At 59.6% G+C, this 23,814-nt stretch carries 29 protein-coding genes; 11 read left to right on the top strand and 18 right to left on the bottom strand.

From position 1 onward, the window contains the following. Positions 1–86: 86 nt before the first annotated feature. The 10 genes from hisC to JFT63_RS14160 all read right to left on the bottom strand — a co-directional run bounded on the left by hisC (position 87) and on the right by JFT63_RS14160 (position 8,118). Positions 87–1,139: a histidinol-phosphate transaminase gene (hisC, locus tag JFT63_RS14115; protein WP_186559226.1), complete on the bottom strand. Its 1,053-nt coding sequence runs from the start codon at positions 1,137–1,139 to the stop codon at positions 87–89. A gap of 3 nt (positions 1,140–1,142) precedes the next feature. Beyond that, positions 1,143–2,465, bottom strand: a complete 1,323-nt coding sequence (hisD, locus tag JFT63_RS14120) for a histidinol dehydrogenase (RefSeq protein ID WP_198844178.1) — start codon at positions 2,463–2,465, stop codon at positions 1,143–1,145. A 128-nt stretch (positions 2,466–2,593) separates the two neighbouring features. Further along, positions 2,594–3,229 (bottom strand): ATP phosphoribosyltransferase, encoded by a 636-nt coding sequence (gene hisG, locus JFT63_RS14125; protein ID WP_003188599.1) that lies wholly within the window; start codon positions 3,227–3,229, stop codon positions 2,594–2,596. 210 nt (positions 3,230–3,439) lie between these two features. Further along, the gene (murA, locus tag JFT63_RS14130) at positions 3,440–4,705 is read right to left on the bottom strand and encodes a UDP-N-acetylglucosamine 1-carboxyvinyltransferase (protein WP_057701583.1); all 1,266 of its coding nucleotides are present in this window, start codon (positions 4,703–4,705) and stop codon (positions 3,440–3,442) included. 23 nt (positions 4,706–4,728) lie between these two features. Further along, complete coding sequence (locus JFT63_RS14135) at positions 4,729–4,968, bottom strand: BolA family protein (protein WP_003188597.1); 240 nt, start codon at positions 4,966–4,968, stop codon at positions 4,729–4,731. A gap of 115 nt (positions 4,969–5,083) precedes the next feature. Next, positions 5,084–5,389 carry an STAS domain-containing protein gene (locus JFT63_RS14140; protein ID WP_198844179.1) on the bottom strand — a complete coding sequence of 102 codons (306 nt, stop codon included), beginning with the start codon at positions 5,387–5,389 and terminating at the stop codon, positions 5,084–5,086. After that, positions 5,386–6,033 (bottom strand): MlaC/ttg2D family ABC transporter substrate-binding protein, encoded by a 648-nt coding sequence (locus JFT63_RS14145; protein WP_057701585.1) that lies wholly within the window; start codon positions 6,031–6,033, stop codon positions 5,386–5,388. The genes JFT63_RS14140 and JFT63_RS14145 overlap by 4 nt, the downstream gene beginning before the upstream one ends. An 11-nt stretch (positions 6,034–6,044) precedes the next feature. After that, positions 6,045–6,512 carry an outer membrane lipid asymmetry maintenance protein MlaD gene (gene mlaD / locus JFT63_RS14150; protein ID WP_003171814.1) on the bottom strand — a complete coding sequence of 156 codons (468 nt, stop codon included), beginning with the start codon at positions 6,510–6,512 and terminating at the stop codon, positions 6,045–6,047. After that, positions 6,512–7,309, bottom strand: a complete 798-nt coding sequence (gene mlaE / locus JFT63_RS14155; RefSeq protein WP_043050763.1) for a lipid asymmetry maintenance ABC transporter permease subunit MlaE — start codon at positions 7,307–7,309, stop codon at positions 6,512–6,514. The genes mlaD and mlaE overlap by 1 nt, the downstream gene beginning before the upstream one ends. Further along, complete coding sequence (locus JFT63_RS14160; RefSeq protein ID WP_005784851.1) at positions 7,309–8,118, bottom strand: ATP-binding cassette domain-containing protein; 810 nt, start codon at positions 8,116–8,118, stop codon at positions 7,309–7,311. The genes mlaE and JFT63_RS14160 overlap by 1 nt, the downstream gene beginning before the upstream one ends. 298 nt (positions 8,119–8,416) lie before the next feature. On the opposite strand from JFT63_RS14160, the gene JFT63_RS14165 reads away from it, so the two are divergent. The 10 genes from JFT63_RS14165 to JFT63_RS14210 all read left to right on the top strand — a co-directional run bounded on the left by JFT63_RS14165 (position 8,417) and on the right by JFT63_RS14210 (position 15,425). Next, the gene (locus JFT63_RS14165) at positions 8,417–9,391 is read left to right on the top strand and encodes a KpsF/GutQ family sugar-phosphate isomerase (RefSeq protein WP_005784849.1); all 975 of its coding nucleotides are present in this window, start codon (positions 8,417–8,419) and stop codon (positions 9,389–9,391) included. Continuing rightward, the gene (locus JFT63_RS14170) at positions 9,392–9,916 is read left to right on the top strand and encodes a KdsC family phosphatase (protein WP_005784847.1); all 525 of its coding nucleotides are present in this window, start codon (positions 9,392–9,394) and stop codon (positions 9,914–9,916) included. It abuts the gene before it with no gap. An 8-nt stretch (positions 9,917–9,924) separates the two neighbouring features. Further along, positions 9,925–10,497 carry an LPS export ABC transporter periplasmic protein LptC gene (gene lptC, locus JFT63_RS14175; RefSeq protein WP_057701586.1) on the top strand — a complete coding sequence of 191 codons (573 nt, stop codon included), beginning with the start codon at positions 9,925–9,927 and terminating at the stop codon, positions 10,495–10,497. Then, the gene (gene lptA / locus JFT63_RS14180; RefSeq protein WP_057701587.1) at positions 10,484–11,017 is read left to right on the top strand and encodes a lipopolysaccharide transport periplasmic protein LptA; all 534 of its coding nucleotides are present in this window, start codon (positions 10,484–10,486) and stop codon (positions 11,015–11,017) included. Before lptC ends, lptA begins: the two co-directional genes overlap by 14 nt. Further along, positions 11,017–11,742: an LPS export ABC transporter ATP-binding protein gene (gene lptB, locus JFT63_RS14185; protein ID WP_005784841.1), complete on the top strand. Its 726-nt coding sequence runs from the start codon at positions 11,017–11,019 to the stop codon at positions 11,740–11,742. Before lptA ends, lptB begins: the two co-directional genes overlap by 1 nt. Positions 11,743–11,926: 184 nt before the next feature. Next, positions 11,927–13,420, top strand: a complete 1,494-nt coding sequence (locus tag JFT63_RS14190; RefSeq protein ID WP_057701589.1) for an RNA polymerase factor sigma-54 — start codon at positions 11,927–11,929, stop codon at positions 13,418–13,420. A 75-nt stretch (positions 13,421–13,495) separates the two neighbouring features. Beyond that, the gene (gene hpf, locus JFT63_RS14195) at positions 13,496–13,801 is read left to right on the top strand and encodes a ribosome hibernation-promoting factor, HPF/YfiA family (protein ID WP_027604812.1); all 306 of its coding nucleotides are present in this window, start codon (positions 13,496–13,498) and stop codon (positions 13,799–13,801) included. Between the two features lie 10 nt (positions 13,802–13,811). Beyond that, the gene (gene ptsN, locus JFT63_RS14200) at positions 13,812–14,276 is read left to right on the top strand and encodes a PTS IIA-like nitrogen regulatory protein PtsN (protein ID WP_057701590.1); all 465 of its coding nucleotides are present in this window, start codon (positions 13,812–13,814) and stop codon (positions 14,274–14,276) included. Between the two features lie 2 nt (positions 14,277–14,278). Further along, positions 14,279–15,136, top strand: coding sequence for an RNase adapter RapZ (gene rapZ, locus JFT63_RS14205; RefSeq protein ID WP_003188578.1), 858 nt, complete (start codon positions 14,279–14,281; stop codon positions 15,134–15,136). 16 nt (positions 15,137–15,152) lie between these two features. Further along, positions 15,153–15,425: an HPr family phosphocarrier protein gene (locus JFT63_RS14210; protein WP_057701591.1), complete on the top strand. Its 273-nt coding sequence runs from the start codon at positions 15,153–15,155 to the stop codon at positions 15,423–15,425. A gap of 121 nt (positions 15,426–15,546) precedes the next feature. Here JFT63_RS14210 and JFT63_RS14215 read toward each other — a convergent pair whose 3' ends face one another. The 6 genes from JFT63_RS14215 to pmbA form a co-directional block, all read right to left on the bottom strand. Further along, positions 15,547–16,440, bottom strand: coding sequence for a ZIP family metal transporter (locus tag JFT63_RS14215; protein WP_198844180.1), 894 nt, complete (start codon positions 16,438–16,440; stop codon positions 15,547–15,549). Between the two features lie 32 nt (positions 16,441–16,472). Further along, complete coding sequence (locus tag JFT63_RS14220; RefSeq protein ID WP_198844181.1) at positions 16,473–17,084, bottom strand: superoxide dismutase; 612 nt, start codon at positions 17,082–17,084, stop codon at positions 16,473–16,475. Position 17,085: 1 nt separating this feature from the next. Beyond that, a complete protein-coding gene (locus tag JFT63_RS14225) occupies positions 17,086–17,514 on the bottom strand; it encodes a hypothetical protein (protein WP_057701594.1) in 429 nt (142 codons plus the stop codon). Between the two features lie 27 nt (positions 17,515–17,541). Beyond that, complete coding sequence (locus JFT63_RS14230; protein ID WP_057701595.1) at positions 17,542–18,918, bottom strand: class II fumarate hydratase; 1,377 nt, start codon at positions 18,916–18,918, stop codon at positions 17,542–17,544. Next, positions 18,911–19,306, bottom strand: coding sequence for a hypothetical protein (locus JFT63_RS14235; RefSeq protein WP_057701596.1), 396 nt, complete (start codon positions 19,304–19,306; stop codon positions 18,911–18,913). Before JFT63_RS14235 ends, JFT63_RS14230 begins: the two co-directional genes overlap by 8 nt. A gap of 148 nt (positions 19,307–19,454) precedes the next feature. Further along, complete coding sequence (gene pmbA, locus JFT63_RS14240) at positions 19,455–20,801, bottom strand: metalloprotease PmbA (protein WP_005784818.1); 1,347 nt, start codon at positions 20,799–20,801, stop codon at positions 19,455–19,457. Between the two features lie 108 nt (positions 20,802–20,909). Here pmbA and yjgA point away from each other — a divergent pair, with 108 nt between their 5' ends. Beyond that, entirely contained in the window at positions 20,910–21,431 is a 522-nt protein-coding gene (yjgA, locus tag JFT63_RS14245) for a ribosome biogenesis factor YjgA (RefSeq protein WP_005784816.1), read from the top strand. 45 nt (positions 21,432–21,476) lie between these two features. Here the strand turns inward: yjgA and tldD are convergent, their stop codons facing one another. Both tldD and JFT63_RS14255 read right to left on the bottom strand, forming a co-directional pair. Continuing rightward, the gene (tldD, locus tag JFT63_RS14250) at positions 21,477–22,919 is read right to left on the bottom strand and encodes a metalloprotease TldD (RefSeq protein WP_005784814.1); all 1,443 of its coding nucleotides are present in this window, start codon (positions 22,917–22,919) and stop codon (positions 21,477–21,479) included. Positions 22,920–22,935: 16 nt separating this feature from the next. After that, a complete protein-coding gene (locus tag JFT63_RS14255; RefSeq protein ID WP_198844182.1) occupies positions 22,936–23,784 on the bottom strand; it encodes a carbon-nitrogen hydrolase family protein in 849 nt (282 codons plus the stop codon). Positions 23,785–23,814: the final 30 nt, after the last annotated feature.

Below are 23,814 nucleotides of genomic sequence, written 5' to 3' on the forward strand. Positions count from 1 at the left end.
CGGGCAAGCCCGGCTCCCACAGGGAAATGCAGTTTCCTGTGGGAGCCGGGCTTGCCCACGATGAGGCCCTTACTGCCTGTAAAGAATTAGAGCTCGCCGAGCCCATCAATCAGCGCCTGGTTCTGCTCAGGCGTACCGATACTGATCCGCAGGAACTGGGCAATCCGCTCCTGCTTGAAGTGCCGCACGATAACCCCCTGCTCACGCAACTTGGCTGCCAATCCAGCAGCGTCATGCCGTGGGTGGCGCGCAAAGATGAAGTTCGCCGCCGAGGGCAACACTTCAAACCCTTTGCCTTCCAGTTGCGCGACCACCTTGTTGCGGCTGTCGATCACCCTCTGGCAGGTCTGCTCGAAGTATTCACGGTCTTCGAACGCCGCCGCCGCGCCAACAATCGCCAGCCTGTCCAGCGGATAGGAGTTGAAGCTGTTCTTGACCCGCTCCAGCGCTTCGATCAGGTCTGGGTGGCCCACGGCCAGGCCCACACGCAAACCGGCCAGTGAGCGCGATTTGGACAGGGTCTGGGTCACCAGCAGGTTCGGGTAACGGTCAACCAGGCTGATAGCGGTTTCGCCGCCGAAGTCGATGTAGGCTTCATCGACCACCACCACCGAATCCGGACTGGCCTTGAGTATCTGTTCCACAGCATCCAGCGCCAACACGCAGCCGGTGGGCGCGTTCGGGTTGGGGAAGATGATGCCGCCGTTGGGCCTGGCATAGTCAGCGACGCGAATCTGGAACTGCTCGTCCAATGGCACCGCGTCGAACGTGATGCCATACAGGCCGCAGTACACCGGGTAGAAGCTGTAGCTGATATCCGGGAACAGCAACGGCAGATCGTGCTGGAACAGACCATGGAAGATGTGCGCCAGCACTTCGTCGGAACCGTTGCCGAGGAACACCTTGCCGGCGTCGATCCCGTAATACCTGGCCACGGCCTGCTTGAGCAGGTCGCTGTTGGGGTCCGGGTACAGGCGCAAGTTGTCGTTCAACTCGGCCTGCATGGCCGCCAGCGCCTTGGGCGATGGGCCGTATGGGTTTTCGTTGGTGTTGAGCTTGACCAGCTTGGTCAGCTTTGGCTGCTCGCCAGGGACGTAAGGCACGAGGTCCTTGACGAAAGGGCTCCAGAATTTACTCATCTCTCAGTTCTCCTTCTCTTCAAGGATGCGATATTCGGCGCTGCGTGCGTGAGCGCTGAGGGATTCACCACGGGCCAGCACCGAGGCGGTCTTGCCCAACTCGGAAGCACCTTGTGGCGAGCAGAAGATAATCGACGAACGCTTCTGGAAGTCATACACCCCCAGCGGCGATGAAAAACGCGCCGTACCAGAGGTCGGCAGCACGTGGTTCGGGCCGGCACAGTAGTCGCCCAGGGCTTCGCTGGTGTGGCGCCCCATGAAGATCGCACCGGCGTGACGAATCGACGGCAGCCAGGCCTGCGGGTCTGCGACGGACAGCTCCAGGTGTTCTGGCGCGATGCGATTGGCCACTTCAATGGCCTGCTCCATGTCACGCACCAGAATCAGTGCGCCGCGGCCATTGATCGACTTCTCGATGATTTCGGCACGCTCCATGGTCGGCAGCAGCTTATTGATGCTGGCGGCGACCTTGTCGAGGAACTCGGCATCGGGGCTGACCAGGATCGCCTGGGCATCTTCGTCGTGCTCAGCCTGGGAGAACAAGTCCATGGCGATCCAGTCCGGGTCGGTCTGGCCGTCACACACCACCAGAATTTCCGAAGGGCCGGCGATCATGTCGATACCGACCTGGCCGAACACATGGCGCTTGGCGGTAGCGACGTAGATGTTGCCAGGGCCAACAACCTTGTCGACCTTCGGCACGCTTTCAGTGCCATAGGCCAGGGCCGCAACGGCCTGGGCGCCACCGATGGTGAACACACGGTCCACACCGGCGATGCAGGCGGCAGCCAGTACCAGCTCGTTGATTTCGCCACGAGGGGTCGGGACTACCATGACCACTTCAGTGACACCCGCCACTTTGGCCGGGATTGCATTCATCAACACGGACGACGGATACGAGGCTTTACCGCCCGGCACGTAAAGGCCGGCGCGATCCAGCGGCGTGACCTTCTGGCCCAGTACGGTGCCATCGGCTTCGGTGTAGCTCCAGGAATCCTGCTTCTGCTTTTCGTGGTAGCTGCGTACCCGCGCCGCTGCGACTTCCAGGGCTTCGCGCTGGGGCGCGGTGATACGCGTCAGGGCCAGTTCCAGGCGTTCGCGGGGCAGGATCAGGTCCGCCATTGACTTGACGTCCAGGCCGTCGAACTGGCGAGTAAAGTCCACCAGCGCCGCATCACCGCGCTCGCGCACGGCTTTGATAATGTCGAGCACCCGCTGGTTGACCGAATCGTCGGACACGCTTTCCCAGCTCAGCAGATGATCCAGATGATGGGCGAAATCCGGGTCGGCAGCGTTGAGTCGGGCAATTGCAGTGGACGTGGTCATAGCGAGGGCCTCAATAGAATTGGCAAAAACTCAGGCGCCCTAAACTAGCAGTCGTTTCCGCTTGGGCACCTGAGAATTCTGGCTATGAGGCGGATAGACGGGCGTAGCTTTTCAGCTACGCGGGTGAGTCAACCGCGGTGTCGAGACTCCACTGCCTTGCGCAGGGTGTCGATCAACGCCTGGATACGGGCGTGCTGCATCTTCATCGAAGCTTTGTTGACGATCAGACGGGAGCTGATGTCGGCAATGAAATCCTGAGGCTCCAAACCGTTGGCGCGCAGGGTGTTGCCGGTGTCGACCACGTCGATGATCTTGTCGGCCAGGCCGATCAGTGGTGCCAGTTCCATCGAGCCGTAGAGCTTGATGATATCGACCTGGCGGCCTTGTTCGGCGTAGTAACGCTTGGCAACGTTGACGAACTTGGTCGCCACGCGCAGACGGCCCTTGGGCTCGACATCGCCGACACGGCCGGCGGTCATCAGCTTGCACAGGGCGATACGCAGGTCCAGTGGCTCATACAAGCCCTGACCACCGTATTCCATCAGCACATCCTTACCCGCGACACCGAGGTCGGCGGCACCATGTTCAACGTAGGTCGGCACGTCGGTAGCCCGCACGATCAACAGGCGTACGTCGTCCTGGGTCGTGGGGATGATCAGCTTGCGGCTCTTGTCCGGATTCTCGGTCGGCACGATGCCCGCTTCAGCCAGAAGCGGCAACGTGTCGTCAAGGATGCGGCCCTTGGACAGTGCGATGGTCAACATGGGAACGTCAGTCCTTCATCAGGCTATTGCTGTCCGGTCACAAACAGTGCCGGACACAGATCGAGGCCATGACAGCCTCGATTTGGAACAAACCAGTGTGTAGGAGCGAGCTTGCTCGCGAAGAACGTCAACGATAACGCGTTTACTCAGAGTCAACGCGGTGTACATGAGTTTTTCGCGAGCAAGCTCGCTCCTACAGGGCAGCGGGGACTAGCCCGGTACGCGGCGAATTTTCGCGCCGAGCATCTGCAGTTTTTCTTCGATGCACTCATAACCACGGTCTATGTGGTAGATGCGGTCGATCAGGGTGTCGCCGTCAGCGCACAGTGCCGAGATTACCAGGCTGGCCGAGGCGCGCAGGTCGGTAGCCATGACTGGCGCGCCCTTGAGCTTGTCGATGCCGGTGACGATGGCCGTGTTGCCTTCGACCTGGATCTTGGCGCCCATGCGGTGCAGTTCGTACACGTGCATGAAGCGGTTTTCGAAGATGGTCTCGATTACGGCACCGGTACCTTCGGCAATGGCGTTCAGGGAGATGAACTGCGCTTGCATGTCGGTTGGGAACGCCGGGTACGGAGCAGTACGCACGTTGACGGCTTTTGGCCGCTTGCCGTGCATGTCCAGCTCGATCCAGTCTTCGCCGGTGGTGATCTCTGCGCCGGCTTCCTTGAGTTTTTCCAGAACGGCTTCAAGGATGGTCGGATCGGTGTCCTTGACCTTCACGCGGCCACCGGTCACGGCGGCGGCAACCAGGTAGGTGCCGGTCTCGATGCGGTCAGGCATGACCTTGTAGGTGGCGGTGTGCAGACGCTCCACGCCATCAATGGTGATGGTGTCGGTGCCAGCACCGGAAACCTTCGCGCCCATGGCGTTGAGGAAGTTGGCCAGGTCGACCACTTCCGGCTCACGGGCGGCGTTTTGCAGCACGCTGCGGCCTTTGGCCAGGGCTGCGGCCATCATGATGTTCTCGGTACCGGTCACACTGACGGTATCAAAGAAGAAGTTCGCGCCACGCAGGCCGCCTTCGGGCGCCTTGGCCTTGATGTAGCCGCCTTCGACGTCGATGACTGCACCCATGGCCTCAAGGCCACGGATGTGCAGGTCGACCGGACGCGAACCAATGGCGCAACCGCCAGGCAAGGCCACTTCGGCTTCGCCAAAACGAGCAACCATCGGGCCCAGCACCAGGATCGACGCACGCATGGTTTTCACCAGTTCGTACGGGGCGATCAGGGTCTTGATGGTGCGCGGGTCGATTTCGACGGCCAGCTTCTCGTCGATCACCGGCTCAATGCCCATGCGACCGAACAGCTCGATCATGGTGGTAATGTCGTGCAGGTGCGGCAGGTTGGCCACAGTCACCGGGCCATCGCACAGCAGGGTCGCTGCCAGGATCGGCAAGGCGGAGTTTTTCGCACCGGAAATGCGGATCTCGCCATCAAGGCGGGCACCGCCGGTAATAATCAATTTATCCATAAGAATCTCGACGCCTTGGGGGCTCAGGTGCGCTCGGCCCAGGCCGCGCGGCTGAAAAATTTCATAGTGACCGCATGGATGCTGCCATCGGTGATCCATGGGTTCAAATGGGCATAGATCTGCTGCTGACGCTTGACCGGGCTCAATGCCGCCAGTTCATCGCTAATCACGTTCAGCTGGAAATTGCAGCCTTCGCCTTCAACTTCAACAGTCGTTTCCGGCAGCTTTCCTTCAAGGAAGCTCTTAACTTCTAGGGCCTGCATGCTCAACCTCTATCGGCGCCCAGTGCGCACGGGTCGCACATCATACAAAAAAGCCCCGCGCCTGCGAACCCCGCATAGCAGGACTCTGACGGGGGGCTTCTCTGATGAATGTGTATTAAGGGTGTGCCAACAGCTCGGTCAAGCCTGAAACCTCGGCAATCTCGCGCATGTCTTCCGGCAAGGCACGGATACTAAGCGGCTTTTTTGCCGCTTCGGCATCGCGCATGAAGCAAAGCAGCAACGATAGACCGACGCTGCTGGATTTGGTCACCGCCGAACAGTCAACCACCAGCGCAGGCGCGCCGCTGGCCTTGATCAGTGCCTGGCCCTGCTTGCGCAGGTCAGGCCCGGTACGGTAATCCAGCACGCCGCTGAGCAACAGCTCGCCGGCGTCGCCGATACGAACGGCTGTCTCGGTCATTGCGCAGCCTTCCCGGCTTCTTTATCGGAGGTTTCCTTGGCTTTGGCGACTTCGCCTGCCCAACCGTTGATGGTCTTGTCCAGGTCGTTACCGTTGCGCTGCATCGCGTCGGCGAACTGATCACGGAACAGTTTGCCGATGTTGATGCCGTTGATGATCACGTTGCGCAGTTTCCACTCGCCCTTGACCTTCTCCAGCGTGTACTGCACAGGGTAGACAGCACCGTTGTTGCCCTTGACGCTCATGTTGACGCTGGTGCGATCGCCCGACTCATCGCCGGCAGGTGCGACGGTAATGCCCTGGTTGTTGTACTCAAGCAACGCGTTACCGTAGAACTGGAACAGGCCGCGCTTGAAGTTTTCCTGGAAGGTCTGCATCTGCGCAGGTGTTGCCTTGCGCGAATACTTCACCGTCATGATGCTGCGCGAAATGCCCTCGGCATCGACTACCGGGCCGACAATGGTATTGAGCGCGTTATAAAACTGACTTGGGTCTTGCTTGTACTTTTCTTTGTTGGCAGTCAGGTCGGCCAACATTTTGTTGGTCGTATCCTGCACCAGGTCGTGAGCAGAACCTGCCGCGTTAGCCATCAGCGGCAGCGCCGCCAGCAGCACCAGCAGGCCACGTCGCAAGGTAGAGATCATGAACAGATTCCTCATTTAGCGTCTTTATTGACCGTATTGAGCAGGAATTTACCGATCAGGTCTTCAAGTACCAACGACGACTGTGTGTCGTGGATTGTCGAGCCATCCTTGAGCAAGGCTGTTTCCCCGCCCACGCTGACACCGATGTATTTCTCGCCCAGCAGCCCCGCAGTGAGGATAGATGCCGTGGAGTCGGTTGGCAGATTATCTACCTTCTTGTCCAACTGCATGGTCACTCGCCCGGTGAAGCTGTCGCGATCCAGATCGATGGCCGTGACCTTGCCGATGGTAACGCCGGCCATGGTCACTTTAGCTCTGACCGTCAAACCGGCGATATTGTCGAAGTATGCGTAAAGTTTATAGGTGTCGGCGGTAGGGCTGGCCGACAGGCCGCTGACTCGCAGGGCCAACAACAGTAAAGCCAGGATGCCAGCCAGCAAGAAAAGGCCGACACCGATCTCCACAGTGCGGTTTTGCATCAGAAATCTCCAAACATCAAGGCGGTCAAAATGAAGTCAAGGCCCAGTACCGCCAGCGAGGCGTACACAACGGTCTTGGTAGTGGCACGACTGATCCCTTCTGAGGTGGGCTCGCAGTCATAGCCTTGGAATACGGCAATCCAGGTCACCACAAAGGCAAAGACAATGCTCTTTATGATGCCGTTGAGCACGTCACCGGTGAAGGTCACGCTGTTTTGCATGTTGGCCCAGTAGGAACCGTCATAGACGCCCAACCAGTCAACCGCCACCCACGAACCGCCCCAGATACCCACCACGCTGAAAATCATCGCCAGCAATGGCAGGGAAATGAAGCCGGCCCACAGGCGCGGAGCAACAATGTACTTGAGCGGGTCCACGCCGATCATTTCCAGGCTGGACAGCTGCTCGGTGGACTTCATGTTGCCGATTTCGGCGGTCAGCGCCGAACCTGCGCGCCCTGCGAACAGCAAGGCAGTGACCACCGGGCCAAGCTCACGCAGCAGAGTCAAGGCCACCATCTGGCCTACTGCCTGCTCGGAGCCGTAGCTGGACAGGATGTTGAAGCCCTGCAGCGCCAGCACCATGCCGATGAACACCCCGGAGACCACAATAATCACCAGAGACATCACCCCCACCGCATGCAGCTGCTTGAGCAGCAGGCCGAAGCCGCCGCCGATGCCGCCGCGACCCAGCAAGGCGTGGAACAGGAAAATGGTCGAACGCCCCAGGACTTCGACGATGTCGATGCCCGAGCGACCGAAAAGGCGAACCTTTTCGATAAGAGATGTCTTGCGCATCAGCGCTTCCCCAGAAGATCTGAGCGGTAGTCCGCTGCCGGAAAGTGAAAAGGCACCGGGCCATCGGGATCGCCGGTCATGAATTGGCGGATGCGCGGGTTATCGGCGTTCATCAGCTCTTCAGGCGTACCCTGCCCCAGCACCTGGCCATCACCCACTACATACAGGTAGTCGGCGATGCTCGCGGTTTCGGCCAGATCGTGGGAGACCACGATACTGGTGATACCCAATGCATCGTTGAGCAGGCGGATCAGGCGCACCAGCACGCCCATGGCGATCGGATCCTGACCCACGAATGGCTCGTCGTACATGAGGATTTGCGGGTCGAGGGCAATGGCTCGTGCCAGCGCTACACGTCGCTTCATACCGCCGGACAATTCGTCAGGCATCAGGTCGATGGCACCGCGAAGGCCAACGGCCTGCAGTTTCAGCAACACAATGTCACGAATCATTTCATCGGACAGCTGGGTATGCACCCGCAGCGGGAAGGCTACGTTTTCAAACACATCGAGGTCGGTAAACAGCGCGCCGCTCTGGAACAGCACGCCCATATGCTTGCGCGCATCGAACAGATCGCTGCGCGACAGCGTCGGCAGGTTCTGGCCGTTGACCCACACTTCGCCGGCACTGGGGCGCAATTGCATGCCCATCAGGCGTAACAGGGTGGTCTTGCCGCAACCGGAAGGCCCCATGATGCCCGTGACCTTGCCGCGAGGAATGCGAATATCGACGTTATTGAAGATGCTGCGCGAACCGCGCTTGAAGGTAAGGCCCTTCAGCTCGACCGCGTAGGCGTTATCGGCACTCATCTAATCTCCTTGGGATGCAGCCTTTCACTCAGACACCATGTGTGCGACTTTGGTTTGCAACGGATGCGCAATAATTAGGCACATGGGTTGGGCGGACCGAACTGGCGGCGAACTATATCACCGCTGGTGCAGAGCCCCCAAGGCCGGAACAGCGCTCGTTCAGATTTAGGACAGGGAATAACCGTTACCGAAGGTGATTGGCTGGAACTTCGCGCACAAAGCCTGACGAACTTACGTGAGGGAATTGATCATTACCGCTATAATCGCCGCCTTTTCGTCAGGCTATACGATTTCAGACATGAGCCAATCCAGCGAGCTTGTTCAATCCGCACAACGCACCATCCGTCTAGAGCTTGAAGCCGTAGAGGGCTTGCTGGCCCATATCAACGCGGATTTCGTGCGCGCCTGCGAGATGATCCTGGCCAGCAAGGGCCGTGTTGTCGTGGTCGGCATGGGTAAATCCGGCCACATCGGCAACAAGATCGCCGCCACCCTGGCAAGCACCGGCACCACCGCTTTTTTCGTACACCCGGCCGAAGCCAGCCACGGCGACATGGGCATGATCACCAAGGATGACGTGATTCTGGCGCTGTCCAACTCGGGCACCACCAACGAAATCGTGACCTTGCTGCCGTTGATCAAGCGTCTGGGCATCCAGATGATCAGCCTCACCGGCAACCCGGAATCGACCCTGGCCAAGGCCGCCGACGTCAACCTCAACGTGCACGTGGCCCATGAGGCCTGCCCGTTGAACCTGGCACCGACGTCCTCCACCACTGCCGCACTGGTCATGGGCGATGCCCTCGCGGTGGCGCTGCTGGAGGCCCGAGGGTTTACCGCTGAAGATTTCGCATTTTCCCATCCAGGCGGCGCCCTCGGCCGTCGTTTGCTACTTAAAGTGGAAAATGTCATGCATTCGGGTGCCGAACTGCCAAGCGTTCCACGCGGCACCCTGCTCAGGGATGCGCTGATGGAAATGACCCGCAAGGGCCTGGGCATGACGGCAATCCTGGAAGCTGACGGGCGCCTGGCCGGGATATTCACCGACGGTGATCTGCGCCGCACACTGGACCGCACCATCGATATTCACACCGCGACCATCGACGCGGTGATGACACCCCACGGCAAGACCGCCCGCGCTGAAATGCTCGCGGCTGAAGCGCTGAAAATCATGGAAGACCACCGGATCGGTGCGCTGATCGTCGTCGATAACGATGATCGACCGATCGGAGCCCTAAACCTTGGCGACTTGCTGCGCGCAGGAGTGATGTAAATGACCAGCGATCTGTTGCAACGCGGTAAAAATATCAAGCTGGCGATTTTCGACGTTGACGGCGTACTGACCGACGGCCGCCTGTACTTTCTCGAAGACGGCAGCGAATTCAAGACATTCAATACGCTCGATGGCCAGGGCATCAAGATGCTGATGGCGGCGGGCGTGCAAACGGCGATTATCAGCGGTCGAAAGACGCCGGTTGTGGAACGCCGCGCACAAAACCTCGGAATTGCTCACCTGTATCAGGGCCGCGAGGATAAACTGGTGGTACTGGACGAGCTTCTTGGCCAACTCAACCTAAGCTATGAACAAGTCGCCTATCTGGGTGACGACCTGCCCGACCTGCCGGTGATTCGCCGGGTGGGCCTGGGCATGGCGGTCGCGAATGCCGCGGCGTTTGTGCGCGAACACGCCCATGGCATCACCACCGCCCGTGGCGGCGAAGGTGCTGCCCGCGAGTTCTGCGAGTTGATCCTGCGTGCCCAGGGCAGCCTTGAAGCAGCCCACGCCGCCTACCTATAGAGCGTTATATGCTGAGCAAAAAGATTCGCAACTTCCTGCTGTTCGGGGTCATTGCCGCGCTGTTCCTGGCGGTGGGCTACTGGAATATCAGCCCGGAGCGCTTTCTCGACAAGCCTGTTGCGCAGGTTGACGAAGGTGTTATCGACTATTACGCCACCAACGCCTACAGCATTCAGTTCCTGCCGGACGGCAAGGTGCAGTATGAAATGACGTCGGACAAGGTCGAGCACTTGAAGGCCTCTGAAGTCAGCCTGCTGACCAATCCGGACCTGAACCTGTATCGCGGCACCGAATTTCCATGGCATGTCACCAGCAAGCGTGGCGAGGTCAACCCGGACGGTACCGAAGTTGAACTGATCGACTCGGTTCGCGTCGCACGTACAGACGCGCAGAACCGCGACACCATCATTACCAGCAGTCGCATGACCGTATTCCCACAGAAGCAATATGCGCAGACCGAGCAAGACGTTAGAATCGACGGCGCTGGCGGTGTATCGACTGGCAAGGGAATGAAAGCGTATTTGAAAGAAAGCAGGATACACCTGCTATCGAACGTAAGAGGACAGTATGAGGCTCGTTAAAACTCTCCCTATTTTGCTCGGTCTGGGCGCAGCACTGGGAAGCGTGAGCGCCTGGGCTCTGCCGAACGATAGCCAGCAACCGATCCACATCTCGGCTGACGATGCGCAGCTCGATGACAAGCAAGGTGTAGCCACCTACACCGGCGGTGTGATCATTACCCAGGGCTCGATGAAGATTACCGGTAATACGGTGACCCTGACGCGCACCCAGGCCGGCGATATCGATGTCGTAACCTCAGTGGGCAACCTGGCTTACTTCGAACAGAAGCAAAAGGCAGAAGATCCAGGCCCGATGAAAGGCTACGGCAAGACCATTCAATACCATGCCCAGCAGAATCGCATCGTCCTGATCGACCAGGCCAAAGTGCTCAGCGCCGACGGCAACTCGACCGAAGGCGAGAAAATCGTCTACAACACCAAGACCCAGGTCGCTCAGGCCGGTCGCGCCAATGGCAACAAGGTCACCGCACCTCGTCCACGCATCGACATGGTTATCCAGCCGAAGAAGAAGGCCGAGTAATGGCGACCCTGAAAGCCCAGCACCTGGCCAAGGCCTATAAAAGCCGTCAGGTGGTACGTGATGTCAGCCTGTCGATCGACAGCGGCCAGATCGTCGGTTTGCTCGGCCCCAACGGTGCCGGCAAGACCACCTGCTTCTATATGATTGTCGGGCTGGTCCAGGCCGATCAGGGTCGCGTATTGATCGACGACCTGGACGTCAGCCACCAGCCCATGCACGGTCGTGCACGCGCCGGTATCGGCTATCTTCCCCAGGAAGCATCGATCTTCCGCAAACTGTCGGTGGCCGACAACATCATGGCGATCCTCGAGACCCGCAAGGAACTCGACCGCGACGGCCGCCGCAAAGAGCTGGAAAGCCTGTTGCAGGAGTTCCACATCAACCACATTCGCGACAACCTCGGCATGAGCTTGTCCGGTGGTGAGCGCCGCCGCGTGGAAATCGCCCGCGCCCTGGCCACCGCACCGAAGTTCATCCTGCTGGATGAACCGTTTGCCGGTGTTGACCCGATTTCGGTGGGCGATATCAAGCAGATCATTCACCACCTCAAGGCCAAGGGCATTGGTGTGCTGATCACCGACCACAACGTCCGTGAGACGCTGGATATCTGTGAAACCGCCTATATCGTCAACGATGGCCAGTTGATTGCTGAAGGCGACGCCGAGACCATCCTGGCCAATGAGCTGGTCAAGGAAGTTTACCTGGGTCACGAGTTCCGCCTGTAGACGAAGTGATATCGCGCCTTTTGCCGGAGCGCGCAGGAGTCAATAGAAACCTTGGTTTTTTTATTGTTACCGCGCTCTAGGCAAAGGCCCTGATATCAGGCATATAATTTGCTTATGTTTGGCGCTCACGCGCCCTGTCGTGGATGGCGCATTGCGCCGGCGAATAAGGTGTTAAGCCCCTGCCATGAAACCATCGCTAGTCCTGAGAATGGGCCAGCAGCTGACGATGACACCGCAGCTGCAACAGGCCATCCGCCTGCTCCAATTGTCGACCCTGGACCTGCAGCAGGAAATCCAGGAGGCCCTGGAGTCCAATCCGATGCTCGAACGCCAGGAAGAAGGCGACGACTTCGACAATGCCGACCCGCTGGCCGACAACATCGAGCAAAAACCCAACCCCGACGTGCAGGAACCCTCCTACCAGGAAACCGCCCCTACAGTGGACAACCTGGAAGAAGGCGAATGGAACGAACGCATTCCCAACGAGCTTCCCGTGGATACCGCATGGGAAGACGTGTACCAGACCAGCGCAAGCAGCCTGCCGAGCAATGATGATGACGAGTGGGACTTCACCACCCGCACTTCGGCCGGCGAGAGCCTGCAGAGCCACTTGCTGTGGCAACTCAACCTGGCGCCGATGTCGGACACTGATCGCCTGATCGCGGTTACGCTGATCGATTGCATCAATAACCAGGGTTACCTGGACGAAACCCTCGACGAGATCCTCGAAGCCTTCGACCCGGAGCTGGACATCGAGCTGGACGAGATTGAAGCCGTCCTGCACCGCATCCAGCAATTCGAGCCCGCCGGCATCGGCGCCCGCACGCTCAGTGAGTGCCTCTTGCTGCAACTGCGCCAACTGCCGGCCAAGACGCCCTGGCTCACAGAGGCCCAGCGCCTGGTCAGCGACTACATCGATCTGCTGGGCAGCCGCGACTACAGCCAGTTGATGCGCCGCATGAAGCTCAAGGAAGACGACTTGCGCCAGGTCATTGAGCTGGTGCAGAGCCTCAACCCGCGCCCGGGCTCGCAGATTGAATCCAGCGAAGCCGAATACGTGGTTCCCGACGTGATCGTGCGCAAGGACAACGAGCGCTGGCTGGTGGAGTTGAACCAGGAGTCGGTGCCACGCCTGCGGGTCAACCCGCAATATGCAGGCTTTGTGCGCCGCGCCGATACCAGCGCCGACAACACCTTCATGCGCAACCAGTTGCAGGAAGCGCGGTGGTTCATCAAGAGCCTGCAAAGCCGCAACGAAACCCTGATGAAAGTCGCTACCCAAATTGTCGAGCACCAGCGCGGCTTCCTGGAATACGGCGACGAAGCCATGAAGCCTTTGGTGTTGCACGATATCGCCGAAGCAGTCGGCATGCATGAATCGACGATTTCACGGGTGACCACGCAAAAGTTCATGCATACCCCGCGCGGTATTTATGAGCTGAAATACTTTTTTTCCAGCCACGTCAGCACCTCCGAAGGCGGCGAATGCTCGTCCACGGCGATCCGCGCGATCATCAAAAAACTGGTTGCCGCGGAAAATCAGAAAAAGCCGTTGAGTGACAGCAAGATCGCTGGTTTACTGGAGGCACAAGGCATTCAGGTCGCCCGTCGAACCGTCGCCAAGTACCGCGAGTCTCTTGGTATCGCGCCTTCCAGCGAGCGCAAGCGGTTGATGTGACAGGCGGGCCACAGCGTTCCAGTGGCGGGTATTCCCACCCGCCGCTTTATGCACTGGCAACGAAGGAGAAGCTGTATGCAAGTCAACATCAGTGGACACCATGTAGAAGTCACTCCTCCACTGCGCGACTATGTCGAGCAGAAGCTGAGGAAACTTGAAGGCCATTTCGACAAGATCACCAACGTGCAGGTCATCATGAAGGTCGACAAGCTTCAGCAGAAAATCGAAGCGACCCTCCAGATCCCCGGTGGCGAAGTGGTTGCCAATGCAGAGCATGAAGACATGTATGCGTCGATTGACTTGCTCACCGACAAGCTCGACCGCCAACTCAAAAAGCATAAGGAAAAGAATCTGAGCCTGCTCCAAGGCACAGGTCGTTAACTCTCCCCCCATGATCCGACTTGAAACCATCCTGACCCCCGGCCGTTCCCTCGTGAACGTGCCGGGCGGCAGTAAAAAGCGCGCCCTCGAACAAATTGCCAACCTGATCAGCAGCCAAGTGCCTGAGCTGGAGATGCAAGATGTTTTCGAGGCTCTGATTGCCCGTGAAAAACTCGGCTCCACCGGTTTTGGCAACGGCATCGCCATTCCTCACTGCCGTCTCGAAGGCTGCGAGACCCCGGTCAGCGCCCTTCTGCACCTGGAAAAACCCATCGACTTCGACGCCATCGACGGTGCCCCGGTTGACCTGCTGTTCGTGCTGCTGGTCCCGCAAGCCGCCACCGATGCGCACCTGGAACTGCTTCGTCAGATAGCCAGTATGCTCGACCGCAAGGAAGTACGTGACAAGTTGCGCAGTGCCAGCAGCAGCGAGGCGCTGTATCAGGTCGTCCTGGATGAACAAAACGGGCAGTAATCATGCGTTTGATCATCGTCAGCGGCCGCTCCGGCTCAGGTAAAAGCACCGCCCTCAATGTGCTTGAGGACAACGGTTTCTATTGCATCGACAACCTGCCGGCGGGTCTGCTGCCGGAGTTGGCAGAACGCGCTCTTATCCACACCGAACTGGCGCAACCGCTGGTCGCTGTGTCGATCGACGCCCGCAACCTGCCCAGCCACCTCTCGCGGTTTCCAGAGCTGCTCGAAGAGGTGCGCGCCAAGCACATTCATTGCGATGTGCTGTACCTGGATGCCGATGAAGAAACCTTGCTCAAGCGTTTCTCCGAAACCCGTCGACGCCATCCGCTGAGCAGCGCCAACCGCTCCCTGGCCGAAGCCATTGAAGACGAGACCAAGCTGCTGGGGCCGATCATTGATCTGGCCGACTTGAAAATCAACACCACCAACCTGAACCTGTATCAGTTGCGCGATGCGATCAAGTTGCGCCTTTTGAACCAGCCCGAGCCGGGGACGGCGTTTTTGGTCGAGTCGTTTGGCTTCAAGCGTGGCATGCCGGTCGATGCCGACCTGGTGTTCGATGTGCGCTGCCTGCCCAATCCTTATTGGAAGCCGGAGTTGCGCGATCAATCCGGTCTGGATCAGCCCGTCGTCGACTATCTGGCGGCACAACCGGATGTGGAAGAGATGTTCCAGGATATCTCCAGCTACCTGCTGAAATGGTTGCCGCGTTTTGCCGCAAGCAATCGTGCGTACGTGACCATCGCCATCGGCTGCACAGGCGGCCACCACCGCTCGGTTTACCTGACTGAACGGCTGGGCCAGGTGCTGCAACAAACCCTCAAGAATGTCCAGGTTCGCCACCGCGACCTAAGCTGAAAGGAACACCTGCGCGATGCCCGCTCTGGAAATTGAAATCATCAACAAGCTGGGCCTGCACGCCCGGGCGTCGGCTAAATTCGTCGGCGTGGCCGGGCAGTTCCCCTGCCAGATCCGTGCTGGGCGCTCACCGGAGTCCATGGTCGATGGCAAGAGCATCATGGCGATGATGATGCTGGCGGCCGGCAAGGGCACCAGCATTCATCTGAGTACTGAAGGCGAGCAAGAGCAGGAAGCGATGGACGCATTGGTTGAGCTGATCAATAACAAATTCGATGAAGGTGAATAACCGCCGATGATGTAGGAGCGAGCTTGCTCGCGAAGAACGTCAACGATAATGCGGGCATTCTGGTTTCCTGCGGCGCGTGGGCATTCTTCGCGAGCAAGCTCGCTCCTACATAGGACGGGATTTATCCTAAAGCTGTATCCATCACCATCATCAGGCAAAATCCGATACATAACCCCAGGCTCGCTAGCTTTTCGTGGCCGTTTCGGCGCGACTCGGGGATCACTTCATGGGTCACTACCAACAACATTGCACCGGCGGCCAGCGCCAGTCCCAGGGGCAGCAACACCTCGGCCAGGCTCACCAGCCAGGCGCAAAGTACCGCAAATACCGGTTCAACCAATCCTGATGCGGCGCCAATCAAAAACGCTTTGACCCGCGACATTCCCGCCCCTGCCAGTACCAGCGCAATTACCAAGCCCTCGGGTACATCCTGCAACGCAATGCCCATGGCCAGACTGTCGGCATCCGCCATGCCTCCACCCGCGGAGACACCCACTGCCATACCTTCGGGAATGTTGTGCGCGATGATGGCAAACACAAAAAGCCAGATGCGCGGCGGGATCACCGGTTTATCCAGCGTCCCCACCAGCATCTCGGGGCTCGCACCGCAGACCTTGCGATCTACCAGATACAACCCGAATGCGCCCAGCATGATACCGAAGCTGATCAGCCCACCCGCGCCCCACGGCGAAATCCCCAGGCCTTCGGCCGCGGCAATACCCGGCACGACCAACGAAAAGGCCGTCGCCGCCAGCATCACGCCCGCGCCGAAGCCCAGCAAGGTATCGCTCAACGCCGCCGGCATCCGCCGGATCACCAGCACCGGCACCGCGCCCAGTGCAGTGCCAAGCGCGCAAATGGCACCGCCCTGCAAAGCGCGCAGGATGCGCGGCTCAAGGTCCAACCAGGCCAGCCCATGGGCCACCAGCAATGCAGTCCCTGCCAATAACAGCAGTGAGCCGAACGCATAACGGAACATTCGTACGCTGCTGATCGCCAGTGTTTCAGTGCCCATAGTCGCCCTTAGATCTTGTTTTGGAGTGAATGTCAGGCCAAGGCGGCCTGGTAGCGGGCAGCAACTTCCGGCCAGTTGATAACGCTGTAGAACGCATTGATGTATTCAGGGCGACGGTTCTGGTACCGCAAGTAATAGGCGTGTTCCCACACGTCCAGACCGAGGATGGGCGTATTGCCGTTCATCAGCGGGCTGTCCTGGTTGCCGCTGCTTTCCACGACCAGGGTGTCTTGCGGGGTCACGCTCAACCAGGCCCAACCACTGCCGAAACGGGTCAACGCGGCCTTGGTGAATGCCTCCTTGAAACGGTCGAAACCGCCCAATTGCTCATCGATCGCCTTGCCCAGCGCGCCTTCGGGTTTACCGCCTCCTGTAGGCGACATGACCGCCCAGAACAACGAGTGGTTTGCGTGGCCGCCTCCCTGATTGACCACGGCAGCGCGCAATTTCTCCGGTAATTTCTGTACGCTGGAAATCAGCTTCTCCACTGGCCATCCGGCGAATTCGGTGCCTTCCACCGCAGCATTCAGGTTATTGATGTAGGTCTGGTGATGCTTGGTGTAGTGAATCTCCATGGTTTGCGCATCGATATGCGGCTCAAGGGCGTCATAGGCGTAAGGCAGGGCCGGCAGGGTGTAAGTCATATCAATGGGCTCCATAGTGAGACGAGGGCGACTGCGGCGCAGCATCGCCCAGCAACCGGTGGGTGCGGGGGTACTCGCCGTGATCGCTGATGAAATTCAACAGCTCGACGTAGGTTTTGCTGCTCTGGCGCAACGCTGCCTCGCGCAACCTCGGGTTGAGCCGCGGGTCTTGCAGGGTCTGCAACAAACGCTGGTGAATGGCGCAGAGGTATTCCGCGCTTTCCTCGGGTTGATTCAGGCGCAAGTGCAGGTCTGCCAGGTTGTGATGGGAAATGACGCAGGCCGCCACTGCTTCGTCGGCATCCGCCCAGCGTTCAAACAATACCTGAGCCAGGGCCAGGGCTTGCAGATAGGCCTCGCGAGCATCCACCAACTCGCCCGCCATAAAGCAGCGATTGGCCCGTTCGATCGTACGTTTCCAGTGCTCCATGGTGAGCCTCCAAAGCAGGGTCGTTAGTTACACGCCGCCAGCCGTGAGCTTTTCGGGGTCCAGCAGGACTTCCAGTTGGCTGCGCGGCAGGTCGGTGTGCTCAAGGGCGACATCGATGACCGGACGGCCTTGCTGGTAAGCCTGCTTGGCAATTTCAGCGGCCTTCTGGTAACCAATGATCGGGTTAAGGGCGGTGACCAGGATCGGGTTGCGCGACAGCGCTTCCTTGAGCTTGGCTTGGTTGACCTTGAAGCTGGCAATGGCCTTGTCCGCCAGCAAACGACTGGAGTTGGCGAGCAATTCAAGGCTGCTGAGCAGGTTCTGGGCGATGATCGGCAGCATCACATTCAGTTCGAAGTTGCCCGACTGACCGGCCACTGTGATGACAGCGTCATTGCCGATAACCTGCGCGGCCACCATCGCCGTGGCTTCGGGTATCACGGGGTTGACCTTGCCCGGCATGATCGACGAGCCAGGCTGCAAGCCCTCCAGCTCGATTTCACCGAGACCGGCGAGTGGGCCGGAGTTCATCCAGCGCAGATCATTGGCGATCTTCATCAGTGACACCGCAGTGGCTTTCAACTGGCCGGAAACTGCGACGGCAGTGTCCTGAGAGCCAATCAGCGCAAACAGGTTCTTGCCTGGCGTGAACTCGACCCCGGTCAAACGGCTCAGTTGCTGACTGAAACGCCCGGCAAATTCAGGATGCGCGTTGATCCCGGTGCCCACCGCAGTGCCGCCCTGGGCCAGTGCCTGCAAGGCCGGAAGCAGGTCCTGCAGGTGGCCGATATTGGCCTTGAGCTGTTGCGCCCAGCCATTGAGCACCTGGCTCATGCGTACCGGCATGGCGTCCATCAAGTGGGTGCGACCGGTCTTGATGAACGGATGCACCTCTTCGGCCTTCTGCTCGATCACTTGCACCAGGTGCAGCAGGGCCGGCAGCGTTTGCTCATGCAGTACCAGGGCGGCGCTGACGTGAATGGTGGTGGGAATAATGTCGTTGCTGCTTTGGCCGCAGTTGACGTGATCATTGGGGTTGACCGCCTCGCCGAGCAAACGGCTGGCAAGGGTCGCAATCACTTCGTTGGCGTTCATATTGGAGCTGGTGCCAGAACCGGTCTGGAAGATATCCACCGGGAAGTGCTGCATGTAATCACCTTCCAGCAAGCCTTGGGCGGCGTCGACAATGGCCTTGCCCTGCCCTTCGCTGATCTGCTTGAGGTCGACGTTGACCTTGGCCGCAGCCGTCTTGGCCAGGATCAGGGCGCGGATGAATTGCGCCGGCATACGCTGATGACTGATCGGGAAGTTGTTCACCGCACGCTGGGTTTGCGCGCCATATAACGCGTCTTGCGGCACATGCAGTTCGCCCATGCTGTCGCGTTCGATACGGGTGTTACTCATCATTAGATCCTTGCACCAAGTCAGAAACGGAAATCGAAGGCAGTAATTCGCAGGTCGCCAATTGCCAGGCAAAGGTCTGCCAGCGCTTGAGGCGGCAGGCACAGTGGGAGAGTTTTTCCAGGTCGCGCAGCGGGCGCCACGCCTGGTCCAGGCACATCGAGCGCCAATGCCAGGGCAGTGCGATATCGCTGGCGGTGTCGATCAGCAGGCGAAATGACGTTTCGGCGATCGTCCACGGATGGGTCGCGGTGCAACAGGCCAGGTATCGACCTTCATTGAGGTAATGTTCGATCAGGCGAGGTTCATTGGGATCCAGGCCACAGCGGATCTGGCGGCTCATCCAGCGCCAGCTTTCCAGGTACGGATCCTCATGCAGGACAGAACTCATGATCCACACTCACTCGGTAATGATATTTATTATTAAATGATATTGAGAATCAAAACAAGCGTGACCGATTAAAACCTCCGTGCCATGAGCAATAAAAAAGGCGCGCCATCCTTGGGATGGCGCGCCTTTTTGTTGAGTCCGGTAGAGGTTAGCTGCCGGCGACCGTCATCCGCTCGATCAGCACAGACCCCGTGCGGATATTGCTGCGCAGTTCCAGATCATTACCCACAGCGACGATCTGCTTGAACATGTCGCGCATGTTGCCGGCGATCGTCACTTCCTGGACGGCGAATTGAATTTCACCATTTTCCACCCAGAAACCTGCCGCGCCCCGTGAGTAATCGCCGGTGACCATATTCAGGCCCTGGCCCATCAGCTCAGTCACCAGCAAGCCGCGCCCCATGCGTCGCAGCAATGCAGCCTGGTCCTCATCGCCATGGGTTACAAACAGGTTATGCACGCCGCCGGAGTTGGCGGTACTCGGCAGGCCAAGCTTGCGACCGGCATAAGTGCCCAACACATAGGAGACCAACTCACCGTTCTCGACAAACGGCTTGGCATAGGTCGCCAGGCCATCACCATCGAACGAAGAACTGCCCATCGCACGCATCAAATGCGGGCGCTCATCAATGGTCAGCCACTCAGGAAACAGTTTCTGGCCGATTGCGCCCTCAAGGAATGACGACTTGCGATACAGGTTGCCACCGGAAATCGCCCCCAGAAAGCTACCGAACAAACCACCGGCCAGCTCTGCAGAAAACAGCACCGGCACTTCACAGGTCGGCACCGGGCGTGCGCCCAGGCGGCTGGCGGCACGTTGGGCAGCCCGTTGGCCAATGCTGACGGGGTCCGCCAACAAATCACCCTGGCGGTTCACGTCGTACCAGTAATCACGCTGCATCTGGCCGTTGGCTTCGGCGATCATCACGCAACTGAGGCTGTGACGCGTGGACGCATAGCCGCCGATAAAACCATGGCTGTTGCCGTACACACGACAGCCCTGGTGGGTGCTCAGCGTAGTGCCGTCAGCATTCTTGATCCGAGGGTCGGTATCAAAGGCCGCCGCCTCGCAGATCAGCGCTTGTTCAATGGCTTGCTCCGGGGTGATATCCCAGGCGTGAAACAGGTCGAAATCCTGCACGTCCCTGGCCATCAACGCCTTGTCGGCCAGCCCCGAGCTTTCATCTTCGGAGGTGTGCTTGGCGATCGCCAACGCAGCGGCGACGGTCTCGCGAATCGCTTCCGGGCCGCTGGCCGAAGTGCTGGCCGAGCCTTTGCGCTGTCCTGCGTATAAGGTAATGCCAAACCCCTGGTCGCGGTTGAACTCGACGGTTTCCACTTCCCGCTGACGCACCGAAGTCGACAGCCCCTGCTCCAGCGACACCGCCACTTCACAGGCACTGGCCCCCTGGCGCTTGGCCTCGGCGAGGATCTGCTCGACTTGTTCCTGCAGTGCCGGTAACGCTTGCGGACCGACGCTTTGGGCTGCACTCATGGTTTTCTCCACTCAAATTCTGCTTTCGGTTAAGGCCATCGAGCGACCGGGCCGGACAAGCGGCCCCCGACTGGTTATCATGGCGGCGTTTCTTTGCGGACTGCCACCATGGTTGATTCTTACGACGACTCCCTCGATGGGGAGAAAAGCAAAACCCAGGTCAAACGCGAGCTGCATGCTCTGGTTGACCTCGGCGAGCGCCTTACAACGCTCAAAAAAGATTTGATTGCCAAACTGCCATTGACCGACGAAATGCGCCGGGCCCTGGCGGATGCGCCCAAGCACACCGCGAATATCGCGCGCAAACGGCACATCTCGTTTATCGGCAAACTGATGCGCGATCAGGACATTGACGCCATTCTGACCTTGCTTGATCAAACCGATGCCTCCACTCGCCAGTACAACGAACGCTTCCATAACCTGGAACGTTGGCGTGACCGCCTGATCGCGGGCGATGACGCCGTGCTGGAGAAATTCGTGATGGACTACCCGGATGCGGACCGCCAGCAACTGCGCTCCCTGATCCGTCAGGCCCAGCACGAGCAGGCGCATAACAAGGCGCCGGCCACCAGCCGTAAAATCTTCAAGTACATCCGTGAGCTGGACGAGACTCAACGCGGCCTGCGTTGATCCTCTTCCCCGGGTGGCGGTCTTCGCCACCCGAAGCTCGCACTCTTACGACCCCGTGCCACCCACGGTGATCGCATCAATTTTCAAGGTTGGCTGGCCTACGCCGACCGGCACCGACTGCCCATCCTTACCGCATGTGCCCACGCCGCTGTCCAGCGACAGGTCGTTACCGACCATCGACACCTTGCTCATGGCTTCCGGCCCGTTACCAATCAAGGTCGCCCCTTTGACTGGCGCAGTAATCTTGCCGTCTTCGATCAGGTACGCCTCGCTGGTGGAGAACACAAACTTGCCGCTGGTGATGTCGACCTGGCCACCGCCCAGGTTGGCGCAATAGATGCCGCGTTTGACCGAGGCGATGATTTCCGCCGGATCGCTTTCACCGCCCAACATGTAGGTGTTGGTCATGCGTGGCATCGGCAGGTGCGCGTAGGATTCGCGGCGACCGTTACCGGTGCGCGCCACGCCCATCAGGCGGGCGTTGAGCTTGTCTTGCATATAGCCCTTGAGCACGCCATTTTCGATCAGGGTGGTGCATTCGGTCGGCGTCCCCTCGTCATCGACGCTCAACGAGCCTCGGCGACCGGCCAGGGTGCCATCATCGACAATGGTGCACAGCTTGGACGCAACCATCTCGCCCATGCGCCCACTGTAGGCGGAACTGCCCTTGCGGTTGAAGTCGCCTTCCAGGCCGTGGCCCACGGCTTCGTGGAGCAACACGCCGGACCAACCCGAGCCCAGCACCACCGGCAAGGTGCCGGCCGGTGCCGGAATCGCTTCCAGGTTGACCAAGGCCTGGCGCAGCGCCTCACGGGCATAGCCCATGGCGCGATCGTCAGCCAGGAAATACCGATAGTCGGTACGCCCGCCGCCGCCATGGCCACCGCGCTCGCGGCGCCCGTTCTGTTCGACGATCACACTCACGTTGAAACGCACCAGTGGCCGCACATCCGCCGCCAGGCCTCCGTCAGTGGAGGCGACGAGGATACGCTCCCAGACGCCGGCCATGCTCACGGTCACTTGCTGGATACGCGGGTCCAGGGCACGGGTAGCCGCGTCCACCCGCTTGAGCAGCTCGACCTTTTCGGCACGGCTGATCACTTCCAACGGGTTATCCGGTGCATACAACTGCGCTACATCCTGGGTACTGAAGGCCTGCACCGTACCGTTCTGGCCCGCACGGGAAATAGAACGCGCCGCACGCGCCGCCAGGCCCAGAGCTTCAAGCGTGATCGCATTGCTGTAGGCAAAACCGGTTTTTTCACCCGATTGCGCACGCACGCCGACGCCCTGGTCAAGGTTGAAACTGCCTTCCTTGACGATGCCATCTTCCAGCGCCCAGGACTCGGAGATCTGCCCCTGGAAATACAGGTCGGCGGCATCGATACCTGGCCCGGCCAGATCGCCCAGCACGGTTTGCAGACTTTCGATGGTCACGCCACCGGGTGCCAGGAGGTGTTCACTGACTGAGGACAACAACTCGCTCATAGGTTTGGCCTTAAATTCATCGTTCTGAAGCAGGCCGCTGCGCGCCCTGCGAGAAAAAGCGCCGGTGGTTGGCCACCGGCATACGCGTCCGTATTGACGCTTGTTCACTGCTATCGCGCTCGGCCAGTAGCACCGCTTCGCCTTGATCCTGTTGTGCCAGCACCCGACCCCAGGGGTCGATGATCGCCGCGTGGCCAAAGGTTTCCCGGGGGCCTGGGTGCACACCGCCTTGAGCCGCCGCCAGCAGGTAGCACTGGGTTTCGATGGCCCGCGCCCGAATCAGCACATCCCAATGGGCGGTCCCGGTCACCGCCGTAAAGGCCGAGGGCGCGGTAATCAATTCAGCCCCCGCCGCGCGTAATTCGCTGTACAACTCGGGAAAGCGCAAGTCATAGCACACCGTCAGCCCCACGCGGCCCACTGGCGTATCCGCCACCACCACGTTGCTTCCGAAAGCATAGTCGTCGGATTCGCGGTAGCGACCACGAGCATCCGCAACGTCCACATCAAACAGGTGGAGCTTGTCGTAGCGAGCGACCACCTCACCCTGATCATTGAACAGCAGCGAGCAAGCGTTAGCCTTCGCGAGGGGCTGGTCCCTGGGCGGCAGCGGCAACGTGCCAGCCACTATCCATAAGGTGAGGTCGCGGGCGGCCTGTTTCAACCACGGCAGGATCGGGCCTTCACCCAGTGCTTCGGCGCGGCCAATGTCGGCCACGTCACGGCGCCCCATGGCGGCGAAGTTCTCCGGCAATACCGCGAGTTTCGCGCCATTCGCCGCCGCCTGCTCCAGCAGGCGGCGGGCCTGGGCGAGGTTGGCCAGCACGTCGCTCTGGCTGACCATTTGAATTACCGCAAAGGACATGGGCCGACACTCCATACAGGGCATGGGGCC

Source organism: Pseudomonas sp. MF7453 (assembly GCF_016405455.1).
Classification (GTDB): domain Bacteria; phylum Pseudomonadota; class Gammaproteobacteria; order Pseudomonadales; family Pseudomonadaceae; genus Aquipseudomonas; species Aquipseudomonas paralactis.